This is a genomic window from Mesorhizobium sp. M7A.F.Ca.AU.002.02.1.1 (assembly GCF_003998535.1).
GTDB lineage: Bacteria > Pseudomonadota > Alphaproteobacteria > Rhizobiales > Rhizobiaceae > Mesorhizobium > Mesorhizobium ciceri.
In genome coordinates this window covers 1-16,496 of sequence record NZ_RZPB01000048.1, presented here as the reverse complement: position 1 = coordinate 16,496, position 16,496 = coordinate 1, and the positions used below count along the sequence as shown (strand labels likewise).

Here is a 16,496-nt window from a genome sequence, read left to right as displayed (position 1 = left end):
AAGGCGGCGCGGCGTGCCGCCGCATCGCGCCGGCGGTCGGCCTTTGACGCCTTTTCCGCCTCGCGCTTGCCGCGGCGGTCGCCGGACACGCCGGTGACCAGCGTCTTGTAGTCTTCCAGATCGCCGTCATAGGGGTTGACCGCGCCGTCCTTGACCAGCCACAGCCGGTCGGCGGTTGCCTCGAGCAGATGGCGATCATGCGAGATCAGGATGACGGCGCCAGGGAATTCGTTCAACGCATGGATCAGCGATTCGCGGCTGTCGATGTCGAGATGGTTGGTCGGTTCGTCGAGGATGAACAGGTTCGGCCCCTCGAAGGCCGACAGGCCCATCAGCAGCCGCGCCTTCTCGCCGCCCGAAAGATCCTTGGCGGCGGTGTTCATTTTCTCGGTCGTGAGGCCGAACTGGGCGACGCGGCCGCGCACCTTCGATTCCGGCGCCTCCGGCATCAACCGGCGGACATGCTCGTAGGCGTTTTCGTCCGGCCGCAGATCGTCGAGCTGATGCTGAGCGAAGATCGCCACCTTCAGCCCGGGCGCCACCGTCATGGTGCCGCTCTCCTGCTTCAACCGGCCGGACAGCAGTTTGGCGAAGGTCGACTTGCCGTTGCCGTTGGCGCCGAGCAGCGCGATGCGGTCGTCGGCGTCGATGCGCAGCGTCATCTTCTTAAGGATCGGCTGCTCCTCGGTGTAGCCGACATTGACGTTGTTCAGCGCCACGATCGGCGAGGCCACCGTCTTCACCGGCTCGGGGAAGGAGAACGGCCGCACCGAGTCGTTCACCAGGGCCGCGATCGGCTTCATCTTTTCCAGTGCCTTGATGCGCGACTGTGCCTGTCTCGCCTTGGAGGCCTTGGCGCGGAACCGTTCGACGAAGGATTCCATGTGCTTACGCGCGGCTTCCTGCTTGACGCGGCCCTTCTCCTGCAATTCCTTCTGTTCGGTGTATTGACGCTCGAACTGGTCGTAGCCGCCGCGCCAGAAGGTCAGCTTCTTCTGGTCGAGGTGAACGATCGAGTTGACGGCGCGGTTGAGCAGGTCGCGGTCGTGCGAGATCAAAAGCACGGTGTGCGGATATTTCGACACGTAGTTTTCCAACCACAGCGTGCCTTCAAGATCGAGATAGTTGGTCGGCTCGTCGAGCAGCAGCAGATCGGGCTCGGCAAACAGCACCGCGGCGAGCGCCACGCGCATGCGCCAGCCGCCGGAAAAGGAGGAGGCCGGACGCCGTTGCGCAGCGTCATCGAAGCCGAGGCCGGCGAGAATGGTGGCGGCGCGGGATTCGGCTGAGTGCGCGTCGATGTCGGCCAGCCGCATATGGATGTCGGCGATGCGGTGCGGATCGGTCGCCGTCTTTTCCTCTTCGAGCAACGCCGTGCGTTCGAGATCGGCCTTGAGCACGATCTCGATCAGCGCATCCTCGGTGCCTGGCGCTTCCTGCGCCACCTGGCCGATGCGGGTGCTCTTCGGCAGGCTGATCGAGCCTGTCTCGGACGGGAAATCGCCGGTAATGGCCTTGAACAGCGTCGTCTTGCCGGTACCGTTGCGGCCGACGAGGCCGGCTTTGGTGCCGGCTGGCAAGGTCAGCGAGGCATGGTCGAGAAGCAGGCGTCCGGCCATGCGGAGCGATAGGTCGTTGATGATCAGCATGGCCGCGCTTTTGCACCGGACATCAACGCTTCGCAAGGCCTTGCGGGCCAGTTGGCCGCACAAGGCCTCGAAACGACGCCCGCGAGGGCGCCGTCAAAGCAGCCGAACGGTGGCTTGCCTGCTCTCAGGCAGTCGCCTTGCGCTTCGTTGCCTTGGCGACAGCGGCCGGCGCTGCTGCCGGCTTGCGGCCAAGTCCCGTCGACTTTGCCAGCGCCGATCGCGTCGCCGAGTAGTTCGGCGCAACCATCGGATAGTCCGGCGGCAAGCCCCATTTGGCCCGATAGTCGTCCGGGCTTAGGCCGTAGTCGGTCCGCAGATGCCGCTTGAGCGACTTGAACTTCTTTCCGTCCTCAAGGCAGATGATGTAGTCGGGAAACACCGACTTCTTCGGATTGACTGCCGGAACCAGGTTTGGAGTTTCCGCGACAACTGCACCAGCGAGCTTGCGAACCGAAGCACTGACGCTGTCTATCAACTCAGGCAGGCCGGAAGCCGGAAGGGGATTGTTGCCTACATAGGCCGAGACAATATCGGCCGTCAGCTCGATAACGGTCTTATCATCGATATTTGACAATTCTTTCACCTTATTTGCGACAAAATCCTCCACCCCAGCGAAGACTTGTGTCGATGTATCTCTTTAACCGCGTCCCCCAACGGACCGCCAAGTCTCATAAAAGAATGAAGAATCGGCCAAAATAGCATTCATGCGAAATCGACGCCGTGCAAATTAGAAAATCTAATACTTGGAACCAGCAGACTTAGCGGCAGGACTTTCGTCCAATATCTCCAGAATACGCTTCCAGCGGGCGCAGCGCGCCAAATCCTTTTGTTCTATCGCCTTTTCGGCCCTCATCGCGGCGTAAAGCGGTGCCTCGACGCCGAATTCGTCGATCAGCCAATGCGCTTCCTGAATGGCCAGACGCTCATTCTCGTCAAACATGGTTTTCGGCCTCCGAACGTTCCACACCGACCGCGACACAACTGCCGATGACGAGAATGGCTCCGACAATGGCCGTCACCGTCAGCCGTTCGCCGGACAAGGTCAAAAGCAGGGTCGAGGCGATCGGCGTGAGATAGGCGACCACCGCGACCCTGCCGCTGCCTTCAAGCTTCAAGGCGCGCGACCAGAAATAGTAGCCCAAGCCCATCGGACCGGCGCCGAGATAAAGGCCGAGAGCCAGGTCCGCGCCGATGGGCCAGGTGAAACCGTCGCGAGCGCACCACAGAAACGTCAAAGCGACGCCGATCAACGATGAGGGCAGCAACAGGCGATCGGCTGGGGTGGCGACCCGTCCCACCATGATCGAATAGAAGGCCATGCACAGCGCCGACCCGAATGCGGCGAGATACCCGACCAGATCGCCGTCGAGCCAGGATTGGTTGCGCCCTCCCGAAATCACCAGCGCGACGCCGATGAAGCCTACCACCGCGGCGAGACCCAACAGTGCCGGACGCCGCGGATTTTCCAAGGCAATGACTGCCGCCGCGACCATCAACGGCCAGGTGTAGGCGACCAGATTGGCCTCGATCACCGGCATCGAAGCGAAGGCGATGTATTGCAGCACCATGGTGCCGACCAGGCCGATGAAGCCGACCGCGAGAGAGATGAGCGCCGCCCCGGCCGTGACCGGTGCTACTCTTTCCCGGCTCATCAATCGGATGGCCCGGCTCATCAATCGGATGGCGGCGAAGACGAGTGCAGCGCCTGCAAATTGCAGGAACTGGACCTGCGACACCGGGTGGCCGGTCAGCAGGGATTTGCCGACCAGGGCATTGGTGGACCACAACGCCACCGCACCGGCAGCGAAGACCAACGCGGATATCGAGCCGGATCCCTGCCGAAACAATCGGCATGGGATTCTATTTTGCTGTTCGACCATGATCCTGTCCGAAAACCGGTTCCGACTTTTCGGGATCATGGTTCACTATCATGATTCCCTGGCTCCGCCCGGAACCGGAGCATCGACGGCGGCGGGCACGGGATGCTCCGCCTCGAACCGACGGTAGGCCGGGAGCTGGTTGGTCCAGACATCTTCGGCCAGTTCGCTGACCCACTCACGGTCGTGGTCATTGTCGGCGGCGAGATAGAACATTCTGTTGTCGTCGACATAGGGTTTGGCCACCGAGCGCTGGTTGAGCACCAGCGTGACGCGCTCGCCGAACCGGATCGGCGCGGTGCGATGCAGGACGCCCAGGAACTGGCCGAGCGTCGCGTAGTTCATCTTGTGATCGATGCGCATGACACTGTTGCGCGGGATCTCGCGGCCGGATTCGAGAATGGCGCGGCCGGTTTCGGAGTCGTCGCAATAGATTTCGAGGTGGCCGCCGACCAGCGGATTGCTGATCGACAGCGGAATGAGCTCGGTGACCGGAACGCCATCGCAATGCCACTCCACGGCGCCGTCCCTGGATTCATGAAGGTGACCGTCGAGCCGACGATCGACAGCGGATAGGGCTCCAGCTTGGTGCCCATCATGTCGGACAGCCGCTCCAGGCGCAGCTTGTCATGCAGCAATTCCCTGATCTCGGGGATGTAACGGTCGGCCCCGGTGATGAAGGTCAGATCGAGGTGCTTGTGCACGGCATGGCTGGCCTTGAGCTTCAGGGCAGCCTCCTCGATCGCGGCAAGCAGTGCCGGGTCATAGCCGTGCAGATATTGCGCGACACCGAAACTCGACACTTTCCAGGCGGTTTCATGGCCGATAATGGCTTCGCGGCTCATCGCATAACGCAGTTCGGGAATGGTGTGGGCGTTCATTGTACTTCTCCAGGATGGGGGCAACACTTGGTAAACAGTCGATTAATTCACCCACCCCTGTAAAATTAGGAATGCTGGTGCTAGTGTAAGCCAAGCTTAAGGTCGAAACCGTGCGTCTGCTCAGTCAGGTCAACCTCAATTCGCTGAAAATCGTCGAAAGTGCTGCGCGGCACGGGAATTTCACGCGCGCCGGTGAAGAACAGTTTATTACCGCTTCAGCGGTCAGCCAGCGCGTGAAAAGCCTGGAGGATCAGCTTCGTTTCAAGATTTTCCAGCGCGGCGGCAATGCGGTGTCGTTGACGCCGGAGGGCGAGACCTATGTCTCGCGCGTTCGCGAGGCGCTGGAGCGAATCGTGGCCGCCAGCATGGAAGCGACCGGACAATCGCAGGAGCATGTGCTAAAAATATCGGTGCTGCCGACCTTTGCGGCACGCTGGCTGTTTCCGCGCCTGCCGCTGTTCCAGCAGCAATATCCCGATATCGTGATGCGGGTCTCGACTTCGTACGCGACGCATGAGTTCACGGCCTCGGAATTCGATCTCGAAATCCGTTATGGCGACGGTCACTTTCACGGGCTGCAGTCCGATCTGCTGTTTCGCGAAGACCTGACACCGGTGTGCAGCCGCAAGCTGTTCCACGAAGTCCTCGGCGACAAGCGGCTGTCGAAGGTGACACCGGACGACCTCAAGCACTTCACCCTGCTGCATTCCGACACCTGCACCCAGAATTGGCAGTCCTGGCTTGGTTTCGCCGGCGCCAGCTTCGTGCTCAGCGAGACCAAGAGCATCTATTTCGACTCGTGCATGATGTCCTACGAGGCAGCCAATTCCGGGATGGGCTTTGCGGTGGCCAACCGTGCCTATATGGCCAGCGACATCCGCGCCGAAAGGCTGGTGGCTCCCTTCGCCGTCCATCATCCGAACACGGCTGGCTGGTATTTTGTCTCTCCGCTGAAAGGCCTTGCCGCACGCAAGGTCCAGTTGTTCAAGCAGTGGGTCATGGCGGAAGCGGCCCTGACCCAGTCCCAGTTGGACAACGAAATCAGGGGCGAGGCTTCGACGGCTGCCTGAATCCATCCGGTGCCTACTGATGCAAAGACGATGCTGCAGCACAAAATGCAGCGACGGCCGGCACAACCTTCGGACTGACTACGCAAACGCCACCGGATCAGGCGAAAGCCCTGCCCTCCTCGGTCCGCTGGAAAAGCATCAGGTCCAACCCCAGGCTTGGCCGTCCCAGGATGGTCAAGATCGTATGCGCCTGGCCGCGATGGTGGGTCTGGTGGTTGAAGACATGGTCCAGCGCCGGCGCCAGCCTTTGCGAATGCGCATGTCCGAGACGGTCATGTAGGTGAACCGGCCCGTCAACGCCTTGTCATTGAGGCCGCCGACCCAATCGATGATCCGCCTGTCCTCGGCTTCACGCGCCGCCCGCAGGCCGGTCAACCCCCGATGCAGGATAGCGTCCAGTGTCGTCGGCGCGTCGCCCTCCCCGGTGAAGCGCTTCATCCAGATGCGGTCGGCAGTCAAAAGGTGGTTGAGCGTGCCCATCATCGAGCCGAAGAAGGCGCCGACATCGCGGTTGAATTCCTCATCATCGAGTTCGGCGGCGGCATCATAGATGCGACCGTTGGCCCATTGATTATAGGCCGCAAACATCATGAAATGCTGTCTCATGGCTTCCCTCGGCTCGCGTCGATGCGGGGCCTACCTAACCCGCACGGGAGCCGCCGCCAATGACCATTCTGCTTTATGATCTCGTCGGACGCGACAGCACACGTCCGTTCAGCCCGCATTGCTGGAAGGTGGCGATGGCGCTTGCCCACAAGGGGCTCGACATATCAACCGTACCGACGCGCTTTCTCGAGGTGCCCGCTGTCGAGGGCGGCGTTTCGAAAACCGTTCCGGTGATCCGCGACGGCGAGACAGTCCTCGCGGATTCTTTCGCCATCGCGCTCTATCTCGATGAAGCCTATCCGGACCGGCCGACGCTGTTTGGCGGTGAAGGCGGCGAGGCGATGGCGCGCTTCATCGAACGCTGGTCGCAAGTGACCATTCATCCCTACGTGACCACCGCGGCCATCATGGACCTTCATGCCATGCAGGACGCGGAAAACGCCGTCTATTTCCGCCAAAGCCGGGAGCAGCGTCTTGGCAAGAGGCTGGAGGAGGTGACGGCCGCCAGGGAGGCCGGGCTCGGCACTTTCAGAGCCTCGCTGGAGCCATTGCGCTCGATGCTCTTCTATCAGCCGTTCATCGGCGGCGCGGCGCCGCTGTTTGGCGACTATATCGTCTTCGGCGCCTTGCAATGGGCGCGCATAGCCTCGCCCTACCAATTGCTCGACGACGGCGACGTGGTGGCGCAGTGGTTCGCCCGCTGCCTCGACCTGCATGGCGGGCTGGGGCGAAAGGTCGCCGCCGCGGCTTGACGCCGTAAAGCAGTAACTTACTTGGCCGCCTTCTTTGGCTTGCCGGCCTTCGTGGCAGCCTTTGCCTCCTTGGGGGCGGCTTTTGGCTTGGCGGCGCCAGCTGCCTTCTTGGTTGGCTTTTTGGCTGCCGACTTGTCCGTGGCGTCCTCCTGGTCGACATCCGCCGCCGCCTGATGCCAATGGCGCTCATGATGTCCAGCCGGCTGGCCCTCTTGCAGCCAGATCTGGTGCGCACGGTTGCGAATGCGTTCCTGACGATCGTCTGTCATGGTCATGTTGTCTCCATACGGCCCGACCTCAGCGCGGCGCCGGCACGCGACTATAGCAAGCAAAGCGTTGCTGTGCAGCCGTCTGATCGGGGGCCCTTGGCAATGGGCCGGGCGGCTTGTATAGAGCCCGCCACTCTCAATTCCATTCTCAGACAAGGACGACCCATGGCGCTCGAACGCACATTTTCCATGATCAAGCCGGACGCAACCCGGCGCAATCTCACCGGCGCCATCACCAGGATGCTGGAAGAGGCAGGCCTGCGTGTCATCGCCTCGCGCCGGGTCTGGATGAGCCGCCGCGAAGCGGAAGGCTTCTATGCCGTCCACAAGGACCGTCCTTTCTTCGGCGAATTGGTTGAATTCATGTCGTCGGCACCGACCGTCGTCCAGGTGCTGGAAGGCGAGAACGCCATTGCCAGGAACCGCGAAGTGATGGGCGCCACGAACCCGGCCAACGCCGCCGAAGGCACCATCCGCAAGGTTCATGCGCTGTCGATCGGCGAAAACTCCGTGCACGGCTCCGACGCACCGGAGACCGCGGCAGAAGAGATCAAGTACTGGTTCTCGGACACCGAGATCGTCGGCTGAGCCGACGATCCAGACCTTGGATTCCGTAAAAAGAAGGCCGGCGTTTCGCCGGCCTTTTTCGTTGGGGGTCAGCTCGCCGCGCTAAAGCGCAGGATCTCGCGGCCATCCTTGCCTGATATGATGAGCTTGCCGGCCTCGACGCGGTATGACGCCGCCTTGGCCAGCGCATCGAACAGCGCCTTTTCCTCGGCCATCACCTCTGGCGCACAGGCCTTGTAGGTCGAACCGATGTCTCCGATCACGATCGTTTGCCCATTGACCTTGGCGGTGGCGAAATAGGTGTTGCAGGGGCCGCTGCCGCCCGCCTTGCCGGCCTCGCTGACCCTGAATGTCGCTTGCGGGGCAGCGATGACGCCGATGCCGTCGACATAGTCGACCAGCCAGAGCTGGTCGAAGACCGAAACCGTCGGCTCGGCGTTCGGGGCGACCATCTTCAGCATGATGGTCTGCGGCACGTCGGTCAGCGGATCGACCTGATGGCGCATATCGGAGATGAACAGGAGCTTGTCGTCGACGGTGATGCGGGCTTGCAACGCGTAAGTCATCTGCGACCGGATGACGGAAGGGTCGAATTTGATCTCGAAGCTGATCGGCACCTGGCCGGTCGGCTTCACTTTCTGCTCGCCGATAATGGTGGCCGGCGCATCGGCCAGCGACACATCGGCAAGTTGCACAGAGAGCACGGCACTGGGCGGCAAGGCAATGCGCTCGCGATAGATCACTTCGCCTCTCACTGCCTTTTCGGCGGCAACAGACTGCTCAGGAACGGCCAATATGCCGACGACCAGAGGCACGAAACCGAAGATGAAGAACTCCGCGATCCTGTCCAGCATGACCATCTCCCTCACCCCGGGCTGCCAATGCCCTGGGCTGCCAATGCCACGGGTTGCCAATGCCCAGGCTGACCAATTCCGCCAATTGGCCAAAGGATTGCGGTCAATGCATGGCTGCGGCGGATCTTATTCGGACGCTTTCCAGCGTTGCGCGGCCGTTGCATCGGCTTCCTTGGCCTCGACCCAGCCACCCTCCGAGCCGTCAGCCCGATGCTCCTTCTTCCAGAAGGGCGCGCGCGATTTGAGATAGTCCATGAGAAAATTCGCCGCCTCGAACGCCGCATGGCGGTGCGCGGAGGCTGCCACCACCAGCACGATGCTCTCGCCGGGCGCGATCTTCCCGTGGCGGTGGATGGCGGTGAGCCCCTGCAACGGCCAACGCTCGACCGCTTCAGCAGCGATGCGGGCGATTTCTGCTTCGGCCATACCGGGATAGTGTTCGAGCTCGAGCGCTGAGAGCGCGCCCTGCTCGTCGCGGCAAAGGCCTGAGAAGCTCACCACGGCGCCGATATCGGCGCGGCCTTGCGTCAGTCTGGCGATTTCGGCCGCGACGTCAAAATCTTGGCGCTGAATGCGCACGACAGGTATGATCCCGCCGGTCATTTCAGCCCCCGGTCATCGGCGGGAACAGCGCGATTTCGCGGGCGCCCGCGATCTTCTCGCGGTGCTCGACATGCTCCTGGTTGATAGCGACACGGATGACGTCAGGATATTGCAGCGCGTGCTCGTAGCCCTCGCCGCGCGATTTCAGCCAGCGCAGGAGATCGGCGACCGTCTCGATGCCAGCCGGCAAGTCGACGTCTTCCTCGGGCATGCCGATGCGCTCGCGCACCCAGGCAAAATAGATGAGCCGGGTCGTCATCTCACTCGTCCATGATGTGCTTGAGGCCGGCGCGGAAATAGTCGTAGCCGGTGTAGAGTGTGACCAACGCCGCGATCCACAGCAGCACCAGCCCGGTCTGGGTGGTCAGCGGAAAGATCTTGTCGCCGGCCGGTCCGGCCAAGAGGAACGCTATGGCGACCATCTGGATGGCGGTCTTCCATTTTGCCAGCTGCGTCACCGGCACCGAGACTTTCAGCGCCGCCAGATATTCGCGCAGGCCCGAGACGAGGATTTCGCGGCACAGGATGATGATCGCCGCCCACAACGACCAGCCGGCAATGCCCGCATGGCGATCGGTGTCCGCAGCCAGCAGCAGCAGGCAGGTGGCGACCAGCAGCTTGTCAGCGATCGGGTCGAGCATCTTGCCGATGTTGGAGGTCTGTTGCCAGGCGCGCGCCAGATAGCCATCCAGATAATCGGTGATCGAGGCGAGCAGGAAGATGATCAGCGCCGACCACCGGGCAAAGTCGCTCGACTTCAGATGTCCTTCGAGAAAAAAGCACAGCACCACCATCGGCACCGCGACGATGCGGGCGTAGGTGAGCATGTTGGGCAGGTTGAACGCGCGCTTGGCCATATCCGGGAAACTCTTTCTGCCTGCCTACTCAAATCAGAAGCGAATGTGGGGGGTCAACAGGCCAGATTCGACAGGCCAGATGAAAGTGCCAGATTTTTCAACTCTCGTGGAAGTGATTGTAGACCAGTTTCGCCACCTGCTCGGAAATCCCGTCGACTTTCCGCAGATCCTCGATGGCCGCGCGGCTGACCGCCTTGGCGGTGCCGAATGCCAGCAGCAATGCCCGCTTGCGGCCGGGACCGATGCCGCTGATCTCATCAAGTGGGCTCTTGACCATTTCCTTCTTGCGGCGAGCCCGATGCGAGCCGATCGCGAAACGGTGAACCTCATCGCGCAGCCGCTGGACGAAATAGAGCACGGGGTCGCGGACCGGTAGGGAAAACGAGTCCCTGCCTTTGACGAAGAACCGCTCGCGGCCGGCATCGCGGTCCTGGCCCTTGGCGATGCCGATGGCAACCACGCGGTCCTCGATGCCGAGATCGGCGAGGATCTTGCGCACCGCGGTCATCTGGCCCTGGCCACCGTCGATCAGGATGACATCGGGCCAGGCCGGGAAGCTGCCGGAGATATCGTCCTCCATATCGTCTGCCGAACCGTCGGCTGCATCCCCAGCCGGGACATCGCCATGCTCCTTGAGCAACCGCGAAAACCGCCGTTCCATCACCTCGCGCATCATGCCGAAATCGTCGCCAGGCGTGATCTCGGTCGAGCGGATGTTGAATTTCCGGTACTGGTTCTTCACGAACCCCTCCGGTCCGGCAACGACCATGGCGCCGACGGCATTGGTGCCCATGATGTGCGAATTGTCGTAGACCTCGATGCGCACTGGCGGCTTCGGCAGGCCGAATGTCTCGGCGAAACCGGCAAGCAGGCGTCCCTGGGTGGAGGTTTCAGCCAGCCGGCGTCCGAGCGCTTCGCGGGCATTCTGCAAAGCGTTGTCGGTCAGGTCCTTCTTCTCGCCGCGCTGCGGCACGGAGATTGCGACCTTGCGGCCGGCGCGGGTGGAGAGCGCCTCGGCCAGCAATTCCTGATCCTCGACGCCATGCGACAGAAGAATGTTCCGCGGCGTCGGCTTGTCGTCATAGAACTGCGCCAGGAACGAGCCCAGCACCTCGGCTGCTTCCAACGCCGGATCGGCCTTGGGGAAATAGGCGCGGTTGCCCCAGTTCTGGCCGGTGCGGAAAAAGAACACCTGGATACAGACCTGGCCGCCTTCCTGATGGATGGCGAAGACATCGGCTTCGTCGACGGTCGCCGGATTGATGCCCTGGTGGCTCTGCACATGCGACAGGGCCGCCAACCGGTCGCGATAGATCGCGGCGCGCTCGAAATCGAGAGCTTCCGACGCTTGCTGCATGGCGGCCGAGATTTCCGTCTTCACCTTCTGGCTGCGGCCGGACAAGAAGTCCTTCGCCTCATTGACCAGCTCGGCATAGTCCTGGTGCGAGACCTCGCCGGTGCAGGGACCGGCGCAGCGCTTGATCTGATAAAGCAGGCATGGCCGCGTGCGGTTCTCGTAGAACGAGTTGGTGCAACTGCGCAGCAGAAAGGCGCGCTGCAGCGAGTTGATGGTGCGGCCAACGGCACCGGCCGAAGCAAAGGGACCGAAATAATCGCCTTTGCGCGAGCGCGCGCCGCGATGCTTGTAGATGCCCGGCGAGACATGGTCGCCGGTCAAGAGGATATAGGGAAACGACTTGTCGTCGCGCATCAGGACGTTGAATCGCGGCCGCAAGCGCTTGATAAGATTGGCTTCGAGCAGCAGCGCTTCGATCTCGGTGCGGGTGACGACGAACTCCATCGTCGACGTTTCGCGCACCATGCGGCCGATGCGGGTGGTGTGGAAGCGGCCTTGCGCGTAGTTGGTGACGCGCTTCTTCAGGCTGCGTGCCTTGCCGACATAGAGCACATCGCCGGCAGCGTTCATCATGCGGTAGACGCCGGGCGCGTTGGGCAGCCGCTTGACCAGCGTCTGGATCACCTCGGCGCCGATCATGCCTTCCGCGTCGCCGGCATGCGGCGTCCAGTCGATGGCGGTGAAGGCGACATCGGGACCGACGGTTTCAACGATTTCCTCGACCGCCTCGTCCTCGAGGTCGATATCGGGGGGCAGATCGTCGGTGCCGCCGCGCGGCTTGCTTTTGTGGTCTACAGGACTCATTCCGTCATGCCTGTCACATCGGGCGTCTGCCACGCAAGATGCTGGCCGCCATCAAGCGCGATCATCTGGCCGGTGACCGAGCGCGCTTCCCAGAGATAGCGGATAGTGGCGCCGAATTCCGGCAATTCCGGGCCGCGCTTGAGGATCAAGCCATCGACTTGGGCTGCAAAATCGCTGTCGTCCTGACGCGCGTTCTTCAATGTCGGCCCCGGGCCGATGGCATTGACGCGGACGCGGGGACCGAGCGCTTGCGCCATCATCTGGGTGGCTGTCCACAGCGTCGATTTGGACAGTGCATAGGAGAAGTAGCGCGGCGTCGGCCGCCAGACGCGCTGGTCTATCATGTTGACGATCAGGCCCTCCTGCCCTGCCGGTAGTGCCCGGGCGAAATTCTGCGCCAGGAGCGCGGGCGCTTTCACATGGACGGCAAAGTGCCGGTCCCAGGCCCGCCAGTCGAAATCCAGAACCGAATCGTCCTCGAACAGCGACGCGTTGTTGACCAGCAGCGAGAGCGGCCCGAGCGCTGCTTGCGCCTCGCCGATAAGGTCATCGATGGCGTCCATATCGGTCAGGTCGGCGGCGACCACTGCGGCGCGGCCACCTCCGGCGATGATTTCGGCAGCCAACGCATCGGCCTCGCTGCGCGAGCGGTTGCAATGGATGGCGACGGCAAAACCGTGCGCGGCGAGATCCTCGACGATCGCCCTGCCGATCCGCCTGGCCCCGCCCGTCACCAGCGCCGTGACAGTGGCTTTGCTCATATGGTGTCAATCCTCAATTTCGGCCCGAAAAAGCAGTGCCGGCGAAATATGGCCCGGCATGCGTTAAATGGTGTTCGCACCTTGGGCAGCATTGTGGCGAAACGGCCGTTTGGGCATCTTGGCCCGCCCTGGACTCAGGCGTGCCCGACCGCAATATAGGGTGCTGGAGTCCTTGCACCAAGCGGTGTGCAGCGCAGCACCGGATGGTTCCTGCCATTTCGCTGTTGCGAAGATGCAACGTCAAGGTTCTGCCTCATTTGCGCCGGGGAATGACCCAAGTTCAGGTTCGCTTCAGCCGCATTTTGACACGACATTTGGAACCGACGAACGCCAGATCCGTTTCCCCCCCGGACGGGTCGATGGCGATCGTGAGAAACAAGCCTGTGTCCTGTGGCTTAAGGAGTAAAGAACAATGCAAGCCAATCTCAAATTCGCACGGCCGCTGGCCGTTGCGCTCGGGCTCTTCGCCCTCAGCGGAACTGCCTATGCTGCTGACGTGGTTTCGGAAGAGCCGCCGGCACCTGCGCCGATCGCTGAACTTCCCGTCGCTTCGTGGGCCGGCCCCTACGCCGGTCTCAACGTCGGCTATGGCTTCAGCGGCCATACCAAGGAAAAGGATCTGGGTGTTGACAATGTTGACGTCGGCACCAAGGGCTTCGTCGGCAGCGTCTTCGGCGGCTATCAGTGGCAGCAAGAGAACTTCGTCTACGGCGCTGAAGCCGAACTCGGCTACAACGGCGTCAAGGGCGACGATTCTGGCGTCAATTCCAAGGCCGGCTTCGAGGGTTCGTTGCGAGCCCGTCTCGGCTATGCCGTGACCCCCGAAATCCTGCTCTATGGCACCGGCGGTCTCGCCGGAAGAAGCCTGAAGGTCGAAGACGACGTATACGGTTCGGACCGCGCCACGTTGCTCGGCTGGACCGCCGGTCTCGGCACCGACATCAAGCTGACCGACAATGTCTTCGGTCGTGTCGAGTATCGTTACACCGACTTCGGCAGCAAGAGCTTCGATGGCATCGGCAAGGTCAAGGCCACCGACAACCGCGTCACCTTCGGCGTCGGTATGAAGTTCTAAGTCGTTCAAGCCACGACACGAAAAAGCCGGGCCTCGCGCCCGGCTTTTTTTATGCTCGCGTGATTTCCGGGTAAATCTATTCGGGTAATGGGCGGTCAACCGGGAATGCAGGGCTTCAGTTCTGGAAACTTCTCGTCGAAGCGTGCCGCCCACCGCGTCAGCCGGGCGCGACCCTTCTCCCATTTCCCGGCAAAGCGCAGCGCGAGATAGCCAAGGCAGGCGCGCAGCGCCATCTGGCCGGCGGTGATCTTTTTCGGCAGCTTCGGCGGGTTGGCGTTGAGCAGGTCGAGTGCCGCCGTGATCTTCGCCCACTGGCGATCGAGCCAGGGCTGATAGACCATCTCCTCAGGCCGCGTGCGCCGTTCATAGACCATCGACAGCGCACAGTCGCAAATGCCGTCGGCCAATGCCTCCAGCACTTCTGCCTCGAGCCGCTTGTCGGGATTGCGTGGAAAAAGCGCGCTCTTCGACAAACGGTTGAGATGCTGGGTGATGGCGCGACTGTCATGGATGGAGCGACCGTCGTCGAGCACCAGAACCGGAATCTTGCCGAGCGGGTTGGCGATCATCAAGTCGGCCGGCTTCTCCTCGGTCTTGATCGGCACCAGATCGACAGCGATGCCGGCATAGGCTGCCGCCATTCGTACCTTGGAACTGTAGGGAGAAGACGACGCATAGAGCAGTCTGGGCATGATCCGTTTCCTGTTTTGCAGGCCGGCAGTGTTGACCGATCGGGCGCGATCGGGCAATGGCCAGAAGCGGAAAACCCAGCCGCCAGAGCGACGCAGCGGCCAGGGCCGTTTAGCGAGCGCTCCATGAAGACGGTGCTTCATCACCATGGTTGCCGGGATCGCGCGAAGCCGCCAGCCGACTGGCAAGACCGACGAGCCTCGCGCCGATGTTTCATCACCCGCATGAATGACACGAAAAAAGCCCCACCGGACTCCGCCCTATGGCGAAGTCCTGGGAGCTGCGAAAAGATATCCTCCGTCCGCCTCTGTTCTCGCCTTCCGACTGCCTAAACAACGAGCGGGGCGCCCTGTGAGGCACCCGCCCTTGACTGTTTCGGCACCGCCCCCGGCGAGGGAAGCGCGACTACTTCTTGCCGGCCTTCGCGGGCGCTGCCTTCGGCTTGGCCGCAGGTGCCGCTTTCTTCACCGGCGCTGAAGATTTCGCTGCCGCAGCCTTCTTTGCCGGAGCAGCCTTGGCAGCCGGCTTCTTGGCTGGTGCAGCCTTGGCAGCCGGTTTCTTGGCAGGTGCTGCTGCCTTCTTCGCTGCGGGTTTCGCCGCAGCTTTCGCTGCAGGCTTCTTGGCCGGTGCCGCCTTGGCAGCCGGCTTTGCCGCTGCCTTGGCGGGTGCCGCCTTCTTCACTGCCGGTTTCGCCGCAGCTTTCGCTGCCGGCTTCTTGGCCGGTGCTGCTTTTGCCTTGGCCGCCGCGGCCTTCGGCTTGGCAGCGGGTGCTGCTTTCTTCACTGCAGCTGCGACCTTTGCCGTCGCTGCTTTTGCGGGTGCTTTCTTTGCCGGTGCCTTGGACGCCGGCGCTTTGGATGACTGCTTAGCCATGCGATGCCCCTTCCTTTGTGCCGACGGCCGTAATGACCCGGCGCGCTCATGCATATCTGACTCGCGGCTTGCTAGCCAGCGAAGCAATAGACTGATTTTCGCAGCTTAAATTTCGGTTACGATCGGCACATGATCGTGCTGATCGTCGCAGAAATTCACTTCTGATCTTCGACCATTGGCTAGAATGTGTCGCCGACATTCTCCACACTCCGCGGAAGCGCTCCTCTCGTGAAGCTCCGAAGATCAGCGAGCAGCTTTGCGTGTCGATCGTCGGTCGCCGATATCATGACCGCTGCCTCATCGGTGCGATCATCTCGTGCAGGCGGACGATCTATACTGCAATGCGACAGCCGATCGGTGCATCGTCTTGTCAAGCACGAACGCAGATCGGCCTGCTCGTGAATTGACAGATAACTCTACATGGCAGAGTATTCTGTACAGCATGCTGGAGCATTTCAATGTCGATCGCACAGGAGCAAGCGGCGCTGTCGCCGTTCGAGATTGCCAAGACGGTCCGCCACGGCGGCAGCATGGTTGTCGGCGGCCTCCGGCTTGGCTGCGCCGGAGCCAATCGATGAGTGCCGACGAAATCATCCACCAGAGCACTCGGCTCAGGATCATGGCGGCGCTGAGCATGCTGGAAAGGCGGCAAACGCTGGATTTCACCGGGCTGAAAGCCATCGTGGACGTCACCGACGGCAATCTCGGTGCGCATCTCGATACGCTGGCCAGGGCTGGTTATGTCGACATCGAAAAGCTGTTCGTCGGCCGCCGGCCGCAGACGCGCGTCAGGGCGACGACGAGCGGACGGCGCGCGTTCCGCGGCCATGCCGCATTCCTGCGCAAGATCCTCGATCAGGCCGAGGCGGCGGCGCGCAGGAAATAGCGTGATGACTGGGCAATCCGCTCAGCGCGCGGAAACAACGGCAACGCCGGCGCAGATCAGCGCAC

General features: G+C 62.1%; 20 protein-coding genes and 1 pseudogene. 5 read left to right on the top strand and 16 right to left on the bottom strand.

Going from position 1 to position 16,496, the window contains the following annotated elements; genetic code table 11:
* From EN879_RS05480 to EN879_RS05455, 6 genes are all read right to left on the bottom strand, one after another.
* The coding region (locus EN879_RS05480) for an ABC-F family ATP-binding cassette domain-containing protein (RefSeq protein WP_164774319.1) at window positions 1-1,649 on the bottom strand (1,649 nt) is incomplete at its 3' end.
* A gap of 124 nt (window positions 1,650-1,773) precedes the next feature.
* Window positions 1,774-2,223: a MucR family transcriptional regulator gene (locus tag EN879_RS05475; protein ID WP_127273975.1), complete on the bottom strand. Its 450-nt coding sequence runs from the start codon at window positions 2,221-2,223 to the stop codon at window positions 1,774-1,776.
* 162 nt (window positions 2,224-2,385) lie between these two features.
* A complete protein-coding gene (locus EN879_RS05470) occupies window positions 2,386-2,589 on the bottom strand; it encodes a hypothetical protein (RefSeq protein ID WP_013532468.1) in 204 nt (67 codons plus the stop codon).
* On the bottom strand, window positions 2,582-3,463 hold the full coding sequence (locus EN879_RS05465) for a DMT family transporter (RefSeq protein ID WP_244514286.1): 882 nt from the start codon (window positions 3,461-3,463) through the stop codon (window positions 2,582-2,584). The genes EN879_RS05470 and EN879_RS05465 overlap by 8 nt, the downstream gene beginning before the upstream one ends.
* A gap of 114 nt (window positions 3,464-3,577) precedes the next feature.
* A complete protein-coding gene (locus EN879_RS39740) occupies window positions 3,578-3,889 on the bottom strand; it encodes a hypothetical protein (protein WP_244514285.1) in 312 nt (103 codons plus the stop codon).
* Window positions 3,868-4,407, bottom strand: a complete 540-nt coding sequence (locus EN879_RS05455) for a hypothetical protein (protein ID WP_013532471.1) — start codon at window positions 4,405-4,407, stop codon at window positions 3,868-3,870. Before EN879_RS05455 ends, EN879_RS39740 begins: the two co-directional genes overlap by 22 nt.
* Before the next feature lie 110 nt (window positions 4,408-4,517).
* Between EN879_RS05455 and EN879_RS05450 the strand changes: the two genes are divergently transcribed.
* Window positions 4,518-5,477, top strand: a complete 960-nt coding sequence (locus EN879_RS05450; RefSeq protein ID WP_013532472.1) for a LysR substrate-binding domain-containing protein — start codon at window positions 4,518-4,520, stop codon at window positions 5,475-5,477.
* Between the two features lie 97 nt (window positions 5,478-5,574).
* Here EN879_RS05450 and EN879_RS05445 read toward each other — a convergent pair.
* A pseudogene (locus EN879_RS05445) lies at window positions 5,575-6,083 on the bottom strand (DinB family protein).
* Window positions 6,084-6,142: 59 nt separating this feature from the next.
* Between EN879_RS05445 and EN879_RS05440 the strand changes: the two are divergent.
* Window positions 6,143-6,835: a glutathione S-transferase family protein gene (locus tag EN879_RS05440; RefSeq protein ID WP_013532474.1), complete on the top strand. Its 693-nt coding sequence runs from the start codon at window positions 6,143-6,145 to the stop codon at window positions 6,833-6,835.
* A gap of 17 nt (window positions 6,836-6,852) precedes the next feature.
* Here the strand turns inward: EN879_RS05440 and EN879_RS05435 are convergent, their stop codons facing one another.
* Window positions 6,853-7,110, bottom strand: a complete 258-nt coding sequence (locus EN879_RS05435) for a DUF2934 domain-containing protein (RefSeq protein WP_013532475.1) — start codon at window positions 7,108-7,110, stop codon at window positions 6,853-6,855.
* A 159-nt stretch (window positions 7,111-7,269) separates the two neighbouring features.
* Between EN879_RS05435 and ndk the strand changes: the two genes are divergently transcribed.
* Entirely contained in the window at window positions 7,270-7,692 is a 423-nt protein-coding gene (gene ndk, locus EN879_RS05430; protein WP_013532476.1) for a nucleoside-diphosphate kinase, read from the top strand.
* 68 nt (window positions 7,693-7,760) lie between these two features.
* Here the strand turns inward: ndk and EN879_RS05425 are convergent, their stop codons facing one another.
* From EN879_RS05425 to EN879_RS05400, 6 genes are all read right to left on the bottom strand, one after another.
* A complete protein-coding gene (locus tag EN879_RS05425) occupies window positions 7,761-8,525 on the bottom strand; it encodes a YbaY family lipoprotein (protein WP_013532477.1) in 765 nt (254 codons plus the stop codon).
* A gap of 126 nt (window positions 8,526-8,651) precedes the next feature.
* Complete coding sequence (locus EN879_RS05420) at window positions 8,652-9,128, bottom strand: molybdenum cofactor biosynthesis protein MoaE (protein WP_013532478.1); 477 nt, start codon at window positions 9,126-9,128, stop codon at window positions 8,652-8,654.
* A 1-nt stretch (window position 9,129) separates the two neighbouring features.
* Window positions 9,130-9,387, bottom strand: coding sequence for a molybdopterin converting factor subunit 1 (gene moaD, locus EN879_RS05415; protein WP_013532479.1), 258 nt, complete (start codon window positions 9,385-9,387; stop codon window positions 9,130-9,132).
* A 1-nt stretch (window position 9,388) separates the two neighbouring features.
* Window positions 9,389-9,985, bottom strand: coding sequence for a CDP-diacylglycerol--glycerol-3-phosphate 3-phosphatidyltransferase (gene pgsA / locus EN879_RS05410; RefSeq protein ID WP_013532480.1), 597 nt, complete (start codon window positions 9,983-9,985; stop codon window positions 9,389-9,391).
* 97 nt (window positions 9,986-10,082) lie between these two features.
* Entirely contained in the window at window positions 10,083-12,146 is a 2,064-nt protein-coding gene (gene uvrC / locus EN879_RS05405) for an excinuclease ABC subunit UvrC (RefSeq protein ID WP_013532481.1), read from the bottom strand.
* On the bottom strand, window positions 12,143-12,907 hold the full coding sequence (locus EN879_RS05400; RefSeq protein ID WP_013532482.1) for an SDR family oxidoreductase: 765 nt from the start codon (window positions 12,905-12,907) through the stop codon (window positions 12,143-12,145). The genes uvrC and EN879_RS05400 overlap by 4 nt, the downstream gene beginning before the upstream one ends.
* A 412-nt stretch (window positions 12,908-13,319) precedes the next feature.
* On the opposite strand from EN879_RS05400, the gene EN879_RS05395 reads away from it, so the two are divergent.
* Window positions 13,320-13,982, top strand: a complete 663-nt coding sequence (locus EN879_RS05395; protein ID WP_013532483.1) for an outer membrane protein — start codon at window positions 13,320-13,322, stop codon at window positions 13,980-13,982.
* Between the two features lie 95 nt (window positions 13,983-14,077).
* Here EN879_RS05395 and EN879_RS05390 read toward each other — a convergent pair whose 3' ends face one another.
* Window positions 14,078-14,674, bottom strand: coding sequence for a glutathione S-transferase family protein (locus tag EN879_RS05390; protein ID WP_013532484.1), 597 nt, complete (start codon window positions 14,672-14,674; stop codon window positions 14,078-14,080).
* Window positions 14,675-15,077: 403 nt separating this feature from the next.
* Window positions 15,078-15,545: a hypothetical protein gene (locus EN879_RS05385; RefSeq protein ID WP_063167706.1), complete on the bottom strand. Its 468-nt coding sequence runs from the start codon at window positions 15,543-15,545 to the stop codon at window positions 15,078-15,080.
* A 574-nt stretch (window positions 15,546-16,119) separates the two neighbouring features.
* Between EN879_RS05385 and EN879_RS05375 the strand changes: the two genes are divergently transcribed.
* Window positions 16,120-16,431 (top strand): transcriptional regulator, encoded by a 312-nt coding sequence (locus EN879_RS05375; RefSeq protein WP_013532486.1) that lies wholly within the window; start codon window positions 16,120-16,122, stop codon window positions 16,429-16,431.
* Window positions 16,432-16,496 lie beyond the last annotated feature (65 nt).